This is a genomic window from Photobacterium toruni (assembly GCF_024529955.1).
Taxonomy (GTDB): domain Bacteria; phylum Pseudomonadota; class Gammaproteobacteria; order Enterobacterales; family Vibrionaceae; genus Photobacterium; species Photobacterium toruni.
On sequence record NZ_AP024855.1, the window covers coordinates 700,092 to 719,467 of the forward strand.

Below are 19,376 nucleotides of genomic sequence, written 5' to 3' on the forward strand. Positions count from 1 at the left end.
GTATTAACTCGTTTATGATCACTAAGCGATTTTATTCTAACCAACTTCATGAATTTCAGACTATTTCGACGAACTTCCTCACCCATTTTACATAACATCTGTTATGTCTACTAAGGTTGTAAGTCCCATGTTGCAACCATTTAGAAATGTCACTTTTCTCCAAACGTAAAAAAGCCCGCAATTGCTTGCGGGCTTCTCTATTTGGCTCCCTCTACTGGACTTGAACCAGTGACATACGGATTAACAGTCCGGCGTTCTACCAACTGAACTAAGAGGGAATTGTTTGGAGCAGGTAGCGGGAATCGAACCCGCATCTCAAGCTTGGAAGGCTGGAGTAATAGCCATTATACGATACCTGCGATGTATCTTTACAAATTATGGTGGTGGGAGAAGGATTCGAACCTTCGAAGGCAGTGCCGGCAGATTTACAATCTGCTCCCTTTGGCCACTCGGGAATCCCACCGAAATTTAATGGTGCCGACTACCGGAGTCGAACTGGTGACCTACTGATTACAAGTCAGTTGCTCTACCTACTGAGCTAAGTCGGCACACTAATTTCTTTTTTATCGCCAAGTCGAAACTTAACAATTAAATATGGCGGAGAGATAGGGATTTGAACCCTAGATACGCTATAAACGTATGCTGGTTTTCAAGACCAGTGCTTTCAACCGCTCAGCCATCTCTCCGTAAGTGCGGTGAATATTATAGCCATCAGCCGTCACTGTAAAGTAAAAAAACACAAAAAAGTTCTAACTAGCCAATTTTTAAACAAAAAACCACAAACTAATATATTAATCACTCACCACTACGCTTTAATTGATGCTGCAAATTAAATTGTTACTCTTTATTAATCGGCTCGTTCTATGTAAACATCACAACCAGAATAATTATATTTACAATAATTAACAATTTAACTAAGACATCAATCATAATATCCGTAAAATTTAACCCCTCATTATTTACACCAAGGTTCTATTTATGAAGCGGTACATTCTCATCAGTACTTTATTACTCTCGTTTAGCCCGTTAGCATCAGCACAAAACAGTCAACTTTCCCTTGAACTCACCAATATTGAGCAACAGCTTGGGGGTAACGTTGCCGTTGCAATCTACAATGCCAATACCAATAAAAGTTGGAGTTATCATGGTGAGCAGCGAGTTCCAATGATGAGTACTTTTAAAACCTTAGCCTGTGCTGACTTATTACATCAAGCCGATGCTCAGCTGGTTAGCGTAAACCAACCTATAATGATCAAACAAAGTGATATTTTAAGCTATGCACCAGTAACCAAAAATCATGTCGGCACCAGTATGACACTCGCTCAATTATGTCATGCAACCATGCTAACCAGTGATAACACTGCGGCTAATTTAGTGCTTAATAATATTGGAGGGCCTCAAAGCGTCACTCAATTTATTCGAACGCTTGATGATAAAACTACCCGTCTTGATCGAATTGAGCCCAATGTAAATAATGTTAGTGCAACGGAACAACGCGATACCACCACCCCTATTGCTATAAATTCAACCTTATACCGCTTACTTTATGGTAATGCGTTATCAGAACAAGCACGTATACAGTTAAAACATTGGATGATGGAAAATAAAGTCTCGAAACCATTATTACGCGCCGCTTTACCTGCGGGTTGGCATATTGCCGATCGTGCAGGTTATGACAGCACCTATGGATCTCGTGGTATTACAGCGGCAGTATGGCAACAAGATAAACAGCCAATTATGATCAGTATTTATGTGACTCAAACAGGAAAACCAATCACTGAACTAAATGCTGCGATAGCGAAAATTGGCCAATTAATTTTTACGCATTTAAAATAAACACTATAAAATACTACATATAGTAGACAGGATATTTTTAAGCTTGCTTTTGCTATTACTTATAGCATTGCCGACAGAGTAGATATTAAATGTATTTATCTATTGCAGATTTAATGAATTTTTTCGGAGCGCTGCTAACGTTTATCCATAATATTTTAAATCTATTTCACTAACCTTTTATGTCAACACTCTATATCATCGTGAATTATATAAGGATAACAAGATGCTAAATTGTCACCACCATGATTACATCGAAATAGCGTGTATGCATAATTTGAATATTGATTTAACGTTGAATGACGGTAGCCATATTATCGGTATTGCACACGATACGCTTTATAATCAAAACCGTGAAGAGTGTATTGCATTAGTTGTTGATCACCAGCAGCAATTAATTGTGTTAGATGATCTTGTATCAATAACAGCAATAACAAAAAACCCACATTTCGATACAATTAAATTCAAATAACCACTTGATTAATAATAAATTTACATTGTAAATACTATTACTATTCATATTTATTGCTTAAAACAAAAATGGCGTTTCTATTTTAATTAATAGAAACGCCATTTCTAATGTTTACTACCGAATCGGTAATTATGCAAACTTCATTTCCCCATTGTCATCAAGATAAAGTGCTGCTTTTGCTTGGTCAATTAATTGCGCAGCATAAGATGGTGTTACAGCACGTAATTCACCTTTAGTTGATAAAAATGTACCTTCCCAAGCTTGATCGCGGTATATACCTGATTCTAAAATTTCAATAACAACTTTCATAATTACTCTCAACGTTTAATAAATAATAAAACAATGACAAAACCCTAAGGTACCTCGTCTTGTTTTAGAATTTACCAGCATTAAATTAATTGTCATCCCATGTAAATTGCAACGTTAGATACACAAATAGAATGAATTAAAAATCACGCCTATAAAAAAGAGTTAATTATTATTATATTTTCATCAGCCATCATATTACGCCATCAATATAAAATTATAATCGCTTGATTTAAAAGAACATATTCAGATCAATAGTGTTTAAACATACTATTTTAGTCTTGTGGCTATATTTTGATAATTTATTCATTAATTGATAAACAGAAGCAAAATGTAAATCTCGCAAAGCAAGTTCTCATTTTTGATCAATACAACACATCAAAAATGGGTGTAAAGAGAATGAGTAAGCGATGATATAAAAGCTTACTCATTCATATTATCTAGCTAAACTAAAATTTGGCCTGCCATCATTTTACTTAATCACCACATTCTGATAGATAAATTTTCCACTGTCTAATGGCTGTTTATATTCTTGTTTAGCATTGAAGTTAAGAGTTGCTAAATCAACTCGACGGATCGTGCTGTTGTACATCGTCTTGTAATATAACTCACCGTTATTCTGATCAATAACTGACGTCCATTGCGTCGCACTAGGCAAATTAGGAATAGCGCTTTTTTGATTAAACTCACTTCCAATGGGTATATCAAAGTTATTTAGAATATGAAAGGCTTGTGATACTGCTTGTTGAGCCGTTTTTAATACAGGCGCACTATTAACATAAAATGCAGCACGAACAAAACGTGACGGTGGCGAAATATCCCCCGGTAAACCAACAAAGTTAGAACCAACCCCAAAAGATTGTGCACTAACACCATTAATTTGTTGAGGCTGACTGCTACCCGGATGCAAATTAATATAATTATTCAGGTTAGTGACCTGCCAGTTATAATCTGGTGAGTTAGTTAACACTTTAGCCGTGTTCTTATAGATGTGAATTTTACCGTGATCCATTATTTCAATCACGATACTGTTACCTTGCTTATCCGATACTCGCCAATGTGCCGTTGGAGAAGGCTGACCTTTAGCATCAAAATATACCGTAACTATCTTAATGTTGTTCAAAGCCGCTTCTACTTCGGCAACAGTGGCGTATTGACTTAACATCCACCGTACAAAATCCATATCAGTAATATTATTCGCGGTATCTTTAGGATCATAAGTCGCGAGTGAGCCATAACCTCGAAAATAGAATAATCCTGCCGTTAAGCCTTTCTCATTAACACCTTCTGCAATGAATTTATCATCACTAACAGATATGCCAGCAAAGCCATATTTACTCACCCATGTTAGCCCTGATTTTTGATCAGGCATGGTAGATGTATATGAATAATCACGAGGCGCAATAATTAACTTACTATTAAGATCACTGTGCCCCCACTCGATAGTACGAGCTTGAATATGATCATTCCCCGTCGTTGCTAATGTAATACCAGTACAGGCATTCGCCGTTTGGCTAAATCCAATCGCAACTATTAACGCTAATAATGTTTTTTTCATTAATTACAACTTCATGACAACATAAAATGAGTAAATAGTTTACGCGTGAGCCGTTACAAAAAAAACATCTGGATTATTATTTTGAGTATAAAAAACCCGCGTTGAGTGCGCGGGTTAATGGTCGTTAAATAGCGAGTAAAATTAGATTAAATCGCCCAACCTCCGGCGTAAAACACCACTAATGCTATCGCAATAATAACGGTGCCAATATTTAAACGCTTAAAATCACCCGAAACGATTCGTCCAATAACTAAACTGACGAAACCAAGCATGATACCAGTCACAATATTGCCCGTTAAAACAATAAAGACCGCACATAATAAGCCCGATAACGCATCAACAGAGTCGTTCATGTCGAGCTTACTAACGTTACTGAGCATCAATAAACCCACATACATTAATGCAGGAGCAGTTGCGTAAGCAGGAACTAAATAACTTAATGGTGCTAAAAATAACATTAACACAAACAACAACCCAACCGTTGTTGCTGTTAAACCTGTTTTACCACCAGCAGCAGTACCCGCCGCAGATTCAATATAAACAGCAGCAGGTGAACCACCCACTAAACCAGCGAAAATACTACTCACTGAATCGGCGGTTAGTGCTTTACCACCACTAATAATATTACCGCGTTCAGTCAATAAATTAGCCTGACCCGCAACCGCACGAATAGTACCTGTCGCATCAAAAATAGCAGTCATCACCAAGGCTAATACGGTAGGTAAAATCACGGGATTAAGCGCTCCCATAATATCAAGAGAGCCTAATAAGGAGCCTTCACCACCTAATGTAGGCAATGCAAACAAGCCATGGTATTTCACATTAGGATCAAAGATAAGCCCAAAGACTGAAATAGCAATAATGACTAACAAAATGCCACCAGGTACACGACGTTTTTCAAGCCCTAAAATTGCCGCCAAGCCAACCAATGACATAATCACAGGCAATGACATAAAATGACCAAATGCCACCGGCAAACCCGCTTGTGGATTCTTGATAACCAGACCAACGCCATTTGCTGCAATCAGTAATAAGAACAATCCAATACCGATACCCGTACCATGTGCGATCCCTGTTGGCATATTTCTCATGATCCAACCACGAATACCCGTCACTGTGATAAGAGTAAATAAGACTCCCATTAAAAATACAGCACCAAGCGCAACAGGAATACTAACCCCTTGCCCAAGCACTAAACTAAAAGCAGTAAAGGCCGTAAGTGATATTGCACAGCCAATAGCCATCGGCAATCGAGCCCATAGCCCCATCAGTAATGAACCAAATGCAGCCACTAAGCAAGTTGCAATAAATACCGCACTTTGATTAAAACCAGCGGCACCTAACATGCTTGGTACAACAATGACTGAATATACCATTGCTAAAAAAGTCGTTAACCCAGCAATAATTTCTTGTTTAACACTACTGCCACGCTCAGATATTTGAAAATAACGATCTAAGCCGCGAGTTGATGAACCTTGGGTATTAGGTGTACTGTCAGCAGACATGATGTCTTCCTATAATTTTCTGATTTTAATCCGTTAGGATTGGCCATGAAATAATGCACAAAGCCAATAACGCAAACGTTTACCTTTTAAAAAAAAGAAAAGGTTGAAGCATTTGATCTTCAACCTTTATGTCATCTTTCCTCAAATATGATACCTAGAAATCGACCAATCCCGCTACCATAAACTGCTTTTTTTACTCAAAAAAATAATTTTTTCACTACTATCATAAAAAAAACTCATCATCACAATGAAAAAATATTCCCATAAAAACTGTGACAAGGGTAACAAAAGCCTATTTGTTGAATTTTAAATAGCAAAAAATACTCCTTATCTGCATTATAAGTAATGATTATATGATTTTTTTCTTTACGACTAGACGTATACTCATCATCACAAACTAAAAGAAAATGTTAGCTAATTATTTAATCAATACTTCAATTAGCTTTATCCATAAATTTTGACGCTTTATATAAAGAGCATTAGGTGATTGCAATGAAACATACACTTTGGCCAGCATTTGTTGATATTGTAAAACGCGATGTAGTACCTGCACTTGGCTGTACAGAGCCCGTATCCGTTGCACTAGCCGCAGCCATCGCTGTTAATAAGCTTCATATAAAACATCAAGATATTACGGCTATTAACGTACTCGTTTCTGCTAATTTAATGAAAAATGGCATGGGAGTCACCGTACCTGGAACAGGAATGGTTGGACTAGAAATAGCAGCCGCAGCAGGTGCAGTCGCAGGTGATAGCCAAGCCCAATTAGAAGTACTTAAAAATTTAACCACTGCGGATGTAACCATAGCAAAAGCGATGCTAGATAAAAAATTAGTCTCCGTAAGTGTGGCTAACGTTAGTAATATCCTTTATTCCAAAGTAACAGTATTAACAAAACATCATACCGCAAGTGTGACGATTGCAGATGGTCATACCCATATACTTGCCATTGAGGAAGACGGCATAACGACTTATATTGCCGATCCTAAAAATACCACTCACACAGCCTCAAAAAGTGAAAATAGTAATCCCTTTATTGATGCATGCGCACAAGATATTTTCGACTTCGCCACGCAAGCCCCTTTAGCTGATATTCGCTTTATTGAGCAAGCTTATCAGCTAAATAACGCCCTTTCTATTGAAGGTTTACAAGGTAACTATGGCTTACAAGTTGGAGCGACTTTCCAACGTAATATTGAGCGAGGTTTACTTTCTGCGGGTTTATTAACCGATGTATTACTGCGTACGGCCGCGGCTTCAGATGCGCGTATGGGCGGCGCGATGAAACCAGCAATGAGTAATTCAGGTTCAGGCAATCAAGGTATAGCTGCTACCATGCCAGTGGTCGTTGTTGCTGATTTTATTAAAGCCGACGAAGAACAGCTTATTCGTGGATTAATGTTGTCACACCTAATGGCTATTTATATTAAAAGTCATCAAAATAAATTATCCGCCTTATGTGGCGCAACAACAGCATCAATGGGTGCCGTTGCTGGTATGACATGGTTACTTGGCGGTAATTTTCAACAAATTAGTGCTGCAATCAATAGTATGATTGGCGATATTGCTGGCATGATCTGTGATGGTGCAAAAACCAGTTGCGCAATGAAAGTATCATCATCAGCTGGCTCTGCTATAAAATCAGCATTAATGGCATTAGATGGCTTAAGCGTAACAGGAAATGAAGGTATTGTTGCGCACAATGTTGATAATACGATTCGCAACCTGTCAGCATTAGCTAATGGATCCATGACTCAAACTGATGTGCAGATCCTTGATATCATGATTAATAAATAACCACAAATACTTTAATATAGTGGCTAACTCCTCTAGATTGATAAAAAAAGCCAGATAACTTGTTTGCTTTTTTATGTTTATCTAGAGGATTATATTGCCCTATTTCAATCATCCTCAGCAAAAAACAGTTAAAACGGCACTTTCCCCTCTTTTTATATTCATTTTAGTTATAAAATATCACTTCTAGTTATTTAAAAAACACCTCATTAGCGCAATAATTCTTATTGTAAACAACGCGAACACTATTAGAAAAACCGCCGCCTCATCAATAATAATTGCACCATTCTGCATTTTGTCATTTCGATATTGTGTGTGTTTCATGCATCATGACTATTTTGATATGCGGCTCTAAAATATTTAAAAAACATAAACTTAAAGCGTGTTTCATGAGCAACCAACACTCTTTTTTACTGTTATTTAGTTATAGTTTGACTGCTTTATATTTCTAACAAGACGCGAACAAGGTCGGCAATGCCATCTTTAAAATAATAAGCCAAACACTGTGTTTTGGTTAACTATTCAAGGCTGAAATTAATATGAACCAAACAGTCAATGTATTCCCTGTAACAGAAAATACTCCGCTACATGTTCGAGCTAATATGAGTCAAGAACAATGGCAACAAGCGATAAAGTTTGACAATGTCGACATCGGTTGGATTGTAATGAGCATAGGGATGGCCGTCGGTGCAGGTATCGTATTCTTACCGGTGCAGGTTGGCGTAATGGGATTATGGGTATTTTTACTTTCTGCAGTGATCGGCTACCCAGCAATGTATTTATTTCAAAAACTATTTATTAATACATTAGCGGAATCTAAAAAATGTACCGATTATCCGGGAGTTATTTCTGGTTACTTAGGTAAAAACTGGGGAATTGCATTAGGTATATTATATTTCTTAATGCTCGTCATTTGGGTATTAGTTTATTCTTTAACCGTCACTAACGATAGCGCCTCTTATTTACATTCTTTTGGGGTAACAAAAACCCATCTTAATAATAATGTTTTTTATGGTTTAGCCTTAATTAGCTTATTAAGTTATATCGGTTCTAAAAGCGAAAAAATATTATTTAAAATATCTGGATTTATGGCTGTAACAGTCCTCTTTTTAGTTGCTGTTATGGGCATATTGTTAGTTCCACAGTGGAGCCTAGCCAATGTTACTCCAGTGGAAAATTGGGGGCTAATGCTTAAAAATGCCATTATAACATTGCCATTTACCCTAACATCAATTCTGTTTATTCAGTCATTGAGCCCGATGGTTATTTCTTACCGCTCACATGAAAAATCAATTGAAGTGGCGCGTTATAAAGCGACTCGCGCAATGAAAATTGCATTTACTATTCTCTTTATCGTTGTCTTTTTCTTTGCGGTCTCGTTTACTTTTGCTATCAATCAAACTGAAGCTAAGCACGCGATGGAATTAAATATTTCGGCGCTTGCTATGATTGCTCATTACTTCCCTGGTAGCTGGGCGACAATTGTTGGGATCGTGATTAATATCTTTGCCGTAGTGACATCATTTTTTGGTGTGTTCCTTGCTTTTAAAGAAGCTTGTCGTGGTTTAGCGATGAATATCTTAGAGCGTAAGTTTGAAAGTAATAACATCAATACTAAACTTGTCGATAATTTTACGACTGTATTTATCGTTCTCGTTGCGTGGGGTGCTGTGGCTTTAAACCTACCGATCTTATCATTTACATCTATTTGTTCACCTATATTCGGTATTGTCGGCTGTTTAATTCCAGCATATTTAGTTTATCAAGTTCCCCATTTGCACAAATATAAAGGCGCAGCCACTAACCTTATTATAGTGACGGGGATTTTATTGTGTATTTCACCATTACTGGCCTTTATTTAAACAAAGTATGAGTTAAATAAAAATGCCGCAATCATGATAATTGCGGCGTTTCTTTATCTTTGAATATAACAACAAAGTGTAATCAACCAGTACAGCTTAGGCGGTAACAGCATCAAGTGGTTTTTTCGCTTTCGCACGTTTTTGTGCCAATGCCACACCTGATAGCACCATAATACCACCAATATAATGATAATTATGTAACTGCTCACCTAACATCACACTTGCAATACCAGCTGCCATGATAGGTAATAAATTCATGAACATGGCTGTTCTGTCTGCCCCTAGGCGTTCAATACTTTGCATCCATAACCATGGCGCTAATACTGAAGCTAATAATGCCGCGTACATAATTAATGGTGCCGCAGCAGCAGTAATCGCCATACGATGACTGGTCAATAATAATGGCGTTAGCATCACAACAGCAAATAGGCATTGCACATACACTGAATGCCAATTTGATATCGGCATTTTCCAGCGTTTAAGTAACACACAATACAATGCATATACCACCGCGGCTAGCAGCATTAAACCATCACCTTGTTTAATGCCCTGACTGATCAAGTTACTTATATGACCATGGCTTAACATCAAAACCAGCCCACTTAATGATAAAACCGCGCCCAAAAGTGCAAAAGGAGATAGTCGTTGCCCTAATAGTGGCACACTTAAAAACATACTCACTAATGGTACGAGTGAAATAATTAATGCGATATTGGTAGCACTTGTGGTTGCTGCGGCAAAATAGCCTAACGACTGGTTAAGTACCATTCCAAGTAAAGCTAAAAAAGCTAACTTACTCAAATAAGGTTTAATGATAACGCGTTCACGCCACACAGACTTAGCTAAAAAAGGGGTTAGCGCAACTAAAGCAAAAAACCACCGATAAAAAGAAATAGCACCGGGATCTATAACACTAAATGCCATCTTATTGACAATGGCATTCCCTGCCCAGATTGCAACAGTAAAAAAAGGTAATAAATAGAACATTGTTAGCCTTAGATAAAACAGTTATTTCAATAAAAGACATTGAAATAAAGAACGTCGCTATTCTGTCACTTCCTATGAGAAATATATATCCGTAATCAGACATAAAAAATGCTTAGTCGGACATTTAGCAATGAAAACGAAAAAACCCTAATCACCTTACTTATCGTTTATAAGTAATATGGTTAGGGTTTCAAATAGAAGAGTAGATTTTGATTAACAATATGTTATATAGCGTTCGTTACTTACTCTTTATCACAAAACATTGTTGCTGCTAATCGCGCCAAATTATAAGCATCCACATAACCTGAATGCTGACGTCCTTCCCAACTTACACCAGCAATTTCCATTGCAGCACGTTGCCCTAAACGTTTATTAGTTACATGACGTTGTAATTTAAAAAGCGTGGCTAAGTTCAAATACTCACGAAAGAGTACTTTTAATTCTTTTGCATCACACTCTTTCTTTAAAATACGATCATCATGGCCCCAAGCGGCATAAATCTTATGCTTACCACCAAATTTTTGTTCAATCGAACGTAAAATAGTCGCTAATGGCTTACCATTTTTCTCAATAAGATCTGGCTTAATACCCGTTAATTCTGTACAAAATGGCGAAATTTCATCATGTTCAGGTTTTACATAATGTTGTGCACGTCGCACAATACGGCCCGTATTCAAATCCAGTTCCGCCACTCCAATTTCGATGATTTCACCAGTTCGTGATGTACGGCCATCATTCCAGCAGCACATTTCGAGGTCAAAACAGACAATACGATCAAAATTCATTAAGTTATCCAAGAGTCACGGGGTAAAACGGGCGCAGATAATACCATTTTGTCACTATTGGTTCATCCTTCCTTGTGAGTTTATTATTTATATCTGTTGGTAATCTATCACTAGCTAAAAAACGAGTGCTCAAATTGAACACTCGTTTTTGATTATCAGCAAATTCACAACACTACGTTATAATCAATTTTTATTTGCAATACTGGCTATTGTCGTATTTTTCAAAGATAACGATGCACCGTATGCTGGTTGATTTTTCATTGCACCTTTCACTAAAGTGCTGGTTAACCCACCAACAGTAAAAGGAATATCCAGATTTGCACCATAATGATTATTATAGCCACTCACATTTTGTGTATGGATACTCGAACTACCAACAGATACTTTACCTTTATCTGTCATAAGAGCCCCACCAGTAAGATACGTGTTACCTTCTACATCTAAGTTAATACCATTTTTTGTGGCAATACCAGATTGCTCAATAACAGAACTATTATTCACAACATCAAAACCGAAACCCGCATGACCTGTTGTTCCCGCAGGTTTAGATAAGGCATTCTTAACGCCATTACCCACTTTTCGAGCACCTTGATCCCAACTAGCCGTTTTTTCTGATTTCGCATTCATTATTTTTTCTGGCAACGTCACTTTATTATTGGCTTTATTAAACGTCACCCCACCTGCTATATCTTGTTTCACATCATACTTATGAGCAAAGCTGTTGTATTTATCGGTTACCTTATTAGCAACATTATCAACGGTTTTATCTAACGTGGATTCAATTTTATTTGCAAAATGTTCAGTTCCCACTTTGGCTAACTTAGCCGTAACACTGGTACTTTTATCATTAGTATGACCAGCACCTAAATCAATATTTACAGTCGTAGCACTATTGTTATCCACTCTACTTTCTACATTTAAACTACCACCGATATAACCACTAACTGCATCTGCATTCACTTTAGCCCCAGTTAAGGTGACGTCCGTATCAGTATTTAACTTTACATTTTTAGCATCAATATACGCATTTTGGTTAGTTTGACAATTAAGCTTATCAACCCCTACGTTCAAACCAGAACTGATATTATGGCTTTTCACACCAGATGCTTGATTAACGTTACCTTGATCATCTTTCGCAAAAGATTTACCACCCGCAACATTTGCTTTTACATTTAAATTCCAATTATTTTTATGTTGTTCATTACCTGTAGATTCTAAAGTAATACCACCTTTATCTGTTGATAAAGACACATCATTCGCATTCATTTGCGTACCAATACTATGAATGGCATCATCGGCTTTACTACCAGCAGAAATATTGATCTTATTACCACTTAACACTGCACCTTGATTTGTCACTTTAGCTTCAGTTTTAAAACCAAGATCAAGAGCGCCACCAAATGAACCATTTTTACCTACGCTTTCTTTTGAATTTGATTTACCCCCACCCAGATTTAAACTACCAGAAACAGACATCTCATTATTACTATTGCTAGAATGTGCCGTATCAAAATGCGCATTATTTCCTGCAGTAATAGAAGTATCACCTTGAGCTAAAACTTTCAAACCTTGAATGTTCACATCATGGCCTGCATTAATCTGTACATTTTTACCCGCAGAAATAGAACCTGCCACTGCCGAATTTGACTCAGCAGCCGTCTTATCATAACTGCCACCTAAGCCGACCGCAGCGCTCTTACCACCAGGTGTCGTACCACCATTTGCAGCAATATTTGCTTTAATTTCTGTCTTATTAGTTGAATGACTATTAGTTGCTTGCTCAAACTTCACATCGCCGCTAGCATTGACACTCACCACTCCGTTATCAGTCTGAATATCCATACCTTGATATAATGCATCTTTATTAACGTTAACAGAAACGCCATTATTTGCATCCATTACACCTGTAATCGCTTGATAATTTTGAGTAACACTCAATGAATTTCGCCCTTCCCCCTTACCATCGAGACTGATATCTTGACCTGTCGTGGTAGCTACACGTAATTCACCAGAACCGTGAGTCTCTTGCTTTGATTCAAACTGAGTATTGTGTACTGCTTGGTTACTGTGTTGATCTGCATTAATCTCAATACTACCTTGATTTGCCGTATATTGAGCACCTTGATCGGTAACCTTCCCTGTGGCATTAATCGCAACAGAGCCAGCTTGAACTTGGGTTGTTGTTACCGTGGTCTTATTATCGATATGCTTTGATGATTGGCCATTAGCACTAATATCGACCCCTACATTTGGAGTACCAACAGAGCTAATATCGTTAATTGCTTCAGTAACGTCGCCTTTACCAACTTTCTCTACCGCACTTTCAACTGGACGAGAAATTCCGCTATAATCAAGACTCACACCGACGTCAACGCCCCCTGATGATTTAGTCGTTGTCGTATTATCTTTATTGATAGCAGCTAAGTGATCAACATCTTGGACGTTTTCTTGATAAGTACCATCAACGCGATGCACTGTACCTTGTTGAATCAGTTTTTTATCAGCATTAATGGTCAAATTACCCGTAATATTTGTCTTTGAAACAACAGCCGTCTCTTGATTATTATCTGTTTTTTCATTTCCAAAATTCACATCTAAACCTCCACCAACTTTATCAATACCACCATTAAGATGGATACCGCCATTGATAGTATCTTTGGTTATGGTCGATGTGTTTTTATCTTGTTCAGCTAAGAAACCAATACTTTCACCATGAATATCAGCATCACCATCGGTTGTTGTTAATTCAGAGCCTTTAAACGTCACATCCTGTTTGGCATTGATATCAATCTTACCGCCTTCAATATTCGATCCAATGTGCTTACTGCTACTGCTCTTTTCAGCTTCAGTTTTATGATCTATATGCAAACCCGCACTATACTGCTTATCTTTTGTCTGTTTAACATGACCTTCGATATCTAATTCTGTTGTTACGCGATTGGTATCATCAACTTTCTCACTGGCTGCAACTTTAATTGCCCCCATAGAATCAATACCTAGTGCGCCTGCACTTTTAACTAAACTACCCACAACATCTACATTATTATGACTTAGAATTTTAAGATCAGCATCTGATACCAATTCACTTCCATGAACAATTTTTGAGCTTTGTGTTGATTTTTCTGAATTTTTAGTAAAATTAAATGCCGTACCATTACGATTATTTACTGTATCAACAAAAGTACTAACGGAATTATCAATTCGTAACCCACCATTTTTAGTCTCAACAAAACCACCTTTCTTACCTGAAACTTTACTACCCGAAATGTTGATACCATCTTTACCTGATATCAATAAATGGCCATCAGATGAAATCTCAGAACGATGACTTACCGTACTTTTATTACTATTATTTTTATTATTACCACCACCAATTCCTCCCCAATAAGTTTGGTTATTTTTAATGATTTTCTTATTGGCCGTCTTTTGTACATTAATATCAACATATTGTTCGGCATTGATAATTAAATCTTGATTAGCATGAGCTTTACCGCTTTGTAGACGAACATTATTTTGAGCATTAATTCCCAGTGAACCTTTTGATGTCAATTCTGAGTTATTTAACCTGTCTTTCTCAACACTATCGTGAAAATCACCAGTAATTAAATTTGATGTATGATTACGAAGATGACGACGGGTCTCTTGTTTCGCTTTATCCACTGCCCCAGAAAGAACAATATTACGAACCGAATCAAGCGCTACTTTTTCACCAGCCTTAACTGTCGAACCTACTAGCGTTACATCTTCTTTTGTTGAATTTAAATGAACATTTTTACTCGCTTTAATTTCTGTTGCATGCTGCTCTGTTTGCTCAGTCGTAGAAGTAGAATTATTAACCCAAGAATAAAACCAATTATTATTAGTATCACGTTGTTTTTGTGTTGTTGCTTGGCTGTCTAAAGTAACTTGGCCCCCTTGAATGGCAACATTATCACCATAAACTCGTGTTGCCGTTAAATGTGCGTCATCTGCAGCAACAATACTAATATTTTTGCCTACAATTTCAGTACGCTTTAGACGCTGAATCTCTTTTTTTCCATGTATATCAACACCGCCACGGTAGTTTTGATAATTTTTATCACTACTATAATAAGTCGTTTCATTGGTGATTTTTCCCTTTGTATGGATCTTTTTACCTTTTAGACTGACATCACCACCTTTAATCTCTGCCCCAGTTAAAATGACATTCCCCGTAGAATCAACTGTCACCAACTTTTGACCATGGAGCATACCCTCTAAATTAACGCCACTACCTTCATTAGTATTAATAATGCGAATACGACCCGCTTCCATACTCCCCAAATAGTAACTATCTACCGAATGAGGTAAACCCTTCTGTTCTGTTACTGTTAATTTGTCACGAGAAACCAGATTATGACCTGAAATCGCATTGATATCATCCGCTGTTACTGTACCGTTGACATGAACACTTGGCGCAATCAAATCTAACACATTAGCAGCAGTTAGACCTTGTCCATTAATTTGTAATTTATTTTGATTATCTATACGATATTTATCTAATTTACCATTTTCAATCAATGGATTACCAACCACTAATGACGAACGATTTGTATTAATAAAACCACAGCCATCACACGTAATACCATTGGGGTTAGCCAATACATAATCAGCCGCCATACCAAAAATCTCTTGCTTACCTAATAGTAAAGATGGGTTACGCGAGATCACTTCATTTAAAATCACACTGGCAACTTGCCCTTGTAAATTATGGTTTCGTCCTAATTGACCAGCTAACTGAGACTGTCCAGCTTTTAGGGAGTTATTCAGTACGGCACCAGGTTTATTGACATTGTATTGGTTGTATTGGTTATGAGATAAACCATTTTGATTTGGTTTTACAATATTAATGACTTCCACCCCATTAGCTACAGTCGCAACATTCGGCCCTCCATTAACAGCCACAATACCGACAGCATAACTTGGTACGGCAATCATAGTAATAGTGATGGCTGCGGCAATTTTACTCGATGTAGATAACGTAAATTTTTTTATTTTCATAGCGATATTCCATTTAATTAAAACTGATAAGCAAGGTTAAACAATGCCATAATCGGCTCATTTCTCGTTACAGAGCCAGACACAATTTCTCCTCGGCTGATATCAATATCGATAGTTGCTTGGTTATAATGTGCGGTTATTCCTAAGCTAAATCCAAATGCAGTTGACTCTTGTCGCCTTTTCCCTTGTGGGTAAACTTGCCCCAAATCAAAACCAACTCGAGGTGTAACTTGTGAACCTGCCACCCAATATGATCGAGATAATGTATTACGGATATACCAACCATTATCACCAGATACACTACTATGACTAAAACCTCGAATTGCTGAGCGTTCAGTAAGACTTAACCATTCAATCCCAGGCAATGGATCAGGGCTATATTGAGCAAATAATTGATGCTTGAATTGATAATTAGCATCAAAAGCAGTGAAATATTGATTAAAATCTAGGGCGAATTTATATTTAATAAATTGATTATTAATAATATTTTTTGAACTATCGATACCTAAAATAGATAGTCCTTTTTCAATACTAAAATTTGAGTTTAATACCCCATCAGTAAAAATATGGGCATGATTCACGCTCAACTCTAATACTGATAATTTTGGACTACTCACCAAAATCAATGCATCGGCAAAATAGTTATTAACACGCTTTTGCGTTAACTGACCGCTTAATGTAATTAAGTTATCTTGATCTCGATACGCTAAATAATCACCTTTAATTCCATACTGTTGAGTATTACCATCAAGATCGATAAGACTATTCGGCAATTGGAGCTTTGTTAAATACTGTGAATAGCTATAAAAATTACTGAATGTTAAATTACCGTAAGGAACTGAATAAAACAGCGTGTATGAACGATTAAATTTTTCTGAATAAGATTTAATAGTTGTATTTATATTAATGCTAAAAAAATCAGACATACCAAAGGGGCTATCAAAAGAAAGTGTTGTATGCCCTAGCCATTCCCCTGTATTAATTTGACCATAATTATCAATACTAGTACTCACAAACCAAGGTCGTTTATGTCGATTATGAAGAACAACGATCGAACCACCACTCAATTGACCAGGTAAAATATCTAGTGTAGCTTGGTTTGATTGCAACCGATTTGCTTGATCTAAACCTTGATCTAAGGCTCTTAAATTTAAAGGTTTATTAATCGTATTAGGGAATAAAAAACGAGTATTAATCCACCAGTTACCCCCTTCAATTTTTTCAATAAAACCTTCAATAACCTGAACGCCCAGCTCTCCATCTTTATTCGGTTGTATAAATTGTACTCGAGCAGTAATAAAACCTTTGTCTAAATACAGTTGGGTTACTTCTCGTGCAAGCAAATTTAAGGTAGAGGTTGTAATACAATCATGAGAAATCGGCGTAATATTTTCTAAATCAGTATTATTCAATAATGTTATACCCTGAAGATAAATTCCTGATATAGGTAAACAAATATCGGACTCAGGCAATATTTGTTTTTTAGCTTTAAGCTCAGATTTATTCAGATTCTGCTCTATCTGCTCTTTATGACTCAATTTCGATAGCTGCTTAATTTCTCTGTTACTATCTTGTAATGCTCGCCGTGATTCTGAAATTGGTGAAAAATATTTACTATTAGGCGGTGAGTTTGCAAAAGCGATACTATTATAGAAAAGAAGTAATGGGACTATTCGTTTTATCATTAGATAATTTTGCTCCGATTCATCACATGTGTTTTTTATAAAATACACTTTAAGATATTACTGGATATTTACTTTGTCATTTTTAAAATAAATTAAATAATAATTAACCATTTACTCAATAACGATTTAAAAAGTAACAACTTACATCCAATAATATCTATAGATTCAAAGAATATTTCAAAAATGTTATAGTTTACCGTTGAATTATAAACATTTTTTAGCTTGAATCAATTTTAAATAACCATTGCAGTTTATAAATTAAATAAATTTACTCGTAAAAATATTTAATTTATCATTTTTATATATATTAATTATTGAATAATCACCTCTATACTCTTTCTTTATTTTTAATAATCGTAATGCTTTTAAAACTAATTTTTAGGTTCTATTACGCTCCTATTTTACCATAATGAACATATATATTTTTTTAAGACTGAAATTTTGCAATCTTAATAAGAAGAACAACGATGATTATAAATAAGCGATGACTCTAACCTTATCTATATAATTTCAATATTAGACCCTTTTAAAATAGAATAGACTTATCGTAAGCATCTATTCTACTTACGGGCTGATATACTCATAAACTCGTAATACTGTTTGGAACTGATCATGGCGACGATTTATAACCCTATTCTTGATGACAATAATCCACCTGATACGATATTTTTTGTCCATGAAGTATTTGAACCCGATACCAGTACCTTAGATCATAGCCATTACTGGGGCCAACTCCACCTTGTAACCAATGGTATTATTGAGCTCAGCACCCATAATAACCGTTTTTTAGCACCACCTCGTTATGCCTTGTGGATACCTGCAATGATTGAACATAAAAGCTATATTCGTCGTAGCCTTAATTATTGTTCAATGAATATTTGTGCTCCGCTATCAGATCAACTTCCAGCCTATCCATGCTTACTGGAAGTTACCGATATAATAACTGCAATTATTGAAGATCTACGTCAGCGCAAAATTATGGTTGCGACTACCGAGCAAGACCAACGTTTAATCATGGTATTATTTGATCAAGTATTATTATGTGAAGAGCACGACCAATTTTTACCCACCAGCGAAGATAAACTGTTACAGCCAATTTTAGTTGAATTAGAACATAACCCAATTAATAACCTGTCATTAGCACAATGGGCACAACAGTTACATACCACTGAGCGAACCTTGGCACGCCATTATAAAAATAAATTAGGGATTAGTTTTACTGAATGGCGACAACGGCGGAAATTTATCTACTCGCTTCATTTACTACGCCAAGGAATGTCGGTTAACGAAACGGCATTAACATTAGGCTATCACCAAGCCTCACCGTTTATTACTTTATTTAAGAAATATGCAGGCGCAACCCCCGATCAATATCGATTGCGGTTAGATTAATCCACTCATTTCTGCCTTTCTAACGTGTAAATTCCCCTTTTGTTAAGCTGTTAAAGCGTATTTATTATTGCTGCAATCAAAAACAAACACCATTAGCGCCTGTTCTGTGCGCTAGATCTCTTTATCCCTATGGTCAACCTGAGAGTTAAATCACAACTCATTTGGCTGGTTACAAATG

12 protein-coding genes and 5 tRNA genes are annotated in these 19,376 nt (G+C 36.6%); 5 read left to right on the forward strand and 12 right to left on the reverse strand.

Annotated features, from left to right (window positions below; translation table 11 throughout):
- Positions 1–202: 202 nt before the first annotated feature.
- The 5 genes from OC457_RS17275 to OC457_RS17295 all read right to left on the reverse strand — a co-directional run bounded on the left by OC457_RS17275 (position 203) and on the right by OC457_RS17295 (position 686).
- Positions 203–278: transfer RNA gene (locus OC457_RS17275), tRNA-Asn, on the reverse strand.
- A 6-nt stretch (positions 279–284) separates the two neighbouring features.
- A tRNA-Gly gene (locus tag OC457_RS17280) sits at positions 285–359 on the reverse strand.
- Between the two features lie 19 nt (positions 360–378).
- A tRNA-Tyr gene (locus OC457_RS17285) sits at positions 379–463 on the reverse strand.
- Between the two features lie 9 nt (positions 464–472).
- Positions 473–548, reverse strand: a tRNA-Thr gene (locus tag OC457_RS17290).
- A gap of 47 nt (positions 549–595) precedes the next feature.
- Positions 596–686, reverse strand: a tRNA-Ser gene (locus tag OC457_RS17295).
- A 292-nt stretch (positions 687–978) separates the two neighbouring features.
- Here OC457_RS17295 and bla point away from each other — a divergent pair.
- A complete protein-coding gene (bla, locus tag OC457_RS17300; RefSeq protein WP_080176285.1) occupies positions 979–1,836 on the forward strand; it encodes a class A beta-lactamase in 858 nt (285 codons plus the stop codon).
- A gap of 223 nt (positions 1,837–2,059) precedes the next feature.
- Complete coding sequence (locus OC457_RS17305; protein ID WP_080176286.1) at positions 2,060–2,305, forward strand: Rho-binding antiterminator; 246 nt, start codon at positions 2,060–2,062, stop codon at positions 2,303–2,305.
- Between the two features lie 129 nt (positions 2,306–2,434).
- Here OC457_RS17305 and OC457_RS17310 read toward each other — a convergent pair whose 3' ends face one another.
- The 3 genes from OC457_RS17310 to OC457_RS17320 all read right to left on the reverse strand — a co-directional run bounded on the left by OC457_RS17310 (position 2,435) and on the right by OC457_RS17320 (position 5,674).
- Positions 2,435–2,614 carry a hypothetical protein gene (locus tag OC457_RS17310; protein ID WP_080176287.1) on the reverse strand — a complete coding sequence of 60 codons (180 nt, stop codon included), beginning with the start codon at positions 2,612–2,614 and terminating at the stop codon, positions 2,435–2,437.
- 469 nt (positions 2,615–3,083) lie between these two features.
- Positions 3,084–4,169: a linear amide C-N hydrolase gene (locus OC457_RS17315; RefSeq protein ID WP_080176288.1), complete on the reverse strand. Its 1,086-nt coding sequence runs from the start codon at positions 4,167–4,169 to the stop codon at positions 3,084–3,086.
- Between the two features lie 146 nt (positions 4,170–4,315).
- On the reverse strand, positions 4,316–5,674 hold the full coding sequence (locus OC457_RS17320) for an NCS2 family permease (RefSeq protein ID WP_080176289.1): 1,359 nt from the start codon (positions 5,672–5,674) through the stop codon (positions 4,316–4,318).
- Positions 5,675–6,166: 492 nt separating this feature from the next.
- Between OC457_RS17320 and OC457_RS17325 the strand changes: the two genes are divergently transcribed.
- Both OC457_RS17325 and OC457_RS17330 read left to right on the forward strand, forming a co-directional pair.
- Positions 6,167–7,471, forward strand: a complete 1,305-nt coding sequence (locus OC457_RS17325) for an L-cysteine desulfidase family protein (protein WP_080176315.1) — start codon at positions 6,167–6,169, stop codon at positions 7,469–7,471.
- Positions 7,472–8,070: 599 nt separating this feature from the next.
- Positions 8,071–9,330 carry an amino acid permease gene (locus tag OC457_RS17330; RefSeq protein WP_096777882.1) on the forward strand — a complete coding sequence of 420 codons (1,260 nt, stop codon included), beginning with the start codon at positions 8,071–8,073 and terminating at the stop codon, positions 9,328–9,330.
- Between the two features lie 96 nt (positions 9,331–9,426).
- Here the strand turns inward: OC457_RS17330 and OC457_RS17335 are convergent, their stop codons facing one another.
- The 4 genes from OC457_RS17335 to OC457_RS17350 all read right to left on the reverse strand — a co-directional run bounded on the left by OC457_RS17335 (position 9,427) and on the right by OC457_RS17350 (position 17,806).
- Positions 9,427–10,317, reverse strand: a complete 891-nt coding sequence (locus tag OC457_RS17335; RefSeq protein ID WP_080176291.1) for a DMT family transporter — start codon at positions 10,315–10,317, stop codon at positions 9,427–9,429.
- Between the two features lie 242 nt (positions 10,318–10,559).
- Positions 10,560–11,102: a 3'-5' exonuclease gene (locus OC457_RS17340; protein WP_080176292.1), complete on the reverse strand. Its 543-nt coding sequence runs from the start codon at positions 11,100–11,102 to the stop codon at positions 10,560–10,562.
- A gap of 183 nt (positions 11,103–11,285) precedes the next feature.
- Positions 11,286–16,121: a hemagglutinin repeat-containing protein gene (locus OC457_RS17345; protein WP_080176293.1), complete on the reverse strand. Its 4,836-nt coding sequence runs from the start codon at positions 16,119–16,121 to the stop codon at positions 11,286–11,288.
- Positions 16,122–16,138: 17 nt separating this feature from the next.
- A complete protein-coding gene (locus tag OC457_RS17350; protein ID WP_080176294.1) occupies positions 16,139–17,806 on the reverse strand; it encodes a ShlB/FhaC/HecB family hemolysin secretion/activation protein in 1,668 nt (555 codons plus the stop codon).
- Between the two features lie 612 nt (positions 17,807–18,418).
- Between OC457_RS17350 and OC457_RS17355 the strand changes: the two genes are divergently transcribed.
- Entirely contained in the window at positions 18,419–19,198 is a 780-nt protein-coding gene (locus OC457_RS17355; RefSeq protein WP_080176295.1) for an AraC family transcriptional regulator, read from the forward strand.
- The last annotated feature ends 178 nt before the right edge of the window (positions 19,199–19,376 follow it).

Coding starts and splice junctions, on each gene's coding strand:
- OC457_RS17345 (WP_080176293.1), bottom strand. CDS start 16,121: ATGAAAATAAAAAAATTTACGTTATCTACATCGAGTAAAATTGCCGCA.
- OC457_RS17355 (WP_080176295.1), top strand. CDS start 18,419: ATGGCGACGATTTATAACCCTATTCTTGATGACAATAATCCACCTGAT.
- OC457_RS17315 (WP_080176288.1), bottom strand. CDS start 4,169: ATGAAAAAAACATTATTAGCGTTAATAGTTGCGATTGGATTTAGCCAA.
- OC457_RS17310 (WP_080176287.1), bottom strand. CDS start 2,614: ATGAAAGTTGTTATTGAAATTTTAGAATCAGGTATATACCGCGATCAA.
- bla (WP_080176285.1), top strand. CDS start 979: ATGAAGCGGTACATTCTCATCAGTACTTTATTACTCTCGTTTAGCCCG.
- OC457_RS17340 (WP_080176292.1), bottom strand. CDS start 11,102: ATGAATTTTGATCGTATTGTCTGTTTTGACCTCGAAATGTGCTGCTGG.
- OC457_RS17330 (WP_096777882.1), top strand. CDS start 8,071: ATGAGTCAAGAACAATGGCAACAAGCGATAAAGTTTGACAATGTCGAC.
- OC457_RS17350 (WP_080176294.1), bottom strand. CDS start 17,806: ATGATAAAACGAATAGTCCCATTACTTCTTTTCTATAATAGTATCGCT.
- OC457_RS17325 (WP_080176315.1), top strand. CDS start 6,167: ATGAAACATACACTTTGGCCAGCATTTGTTGATATTGTAAAACGCGAT.
- OC457_RS17320 (WP_080176289.1), bottom strand. CDS start 5,674: ATGTCTGCTGACAGTACACCTAATACCCAAGGTTCATCAACTCGCGGC.
- OC457_RS17335 (WP_080176291.1), bottom strand. CDS start 10,317: ATGTTCTATTTATTACCTTTTTTTACTGTTGCAATCTGGGCAGGGAAT.
- OC457_RS17305 (WP_080176286.1), top strand. CDS start 2,060: ATGCTAAATTGTCACCACCATGATTACATCGAAATAGCGTGTATGCAT.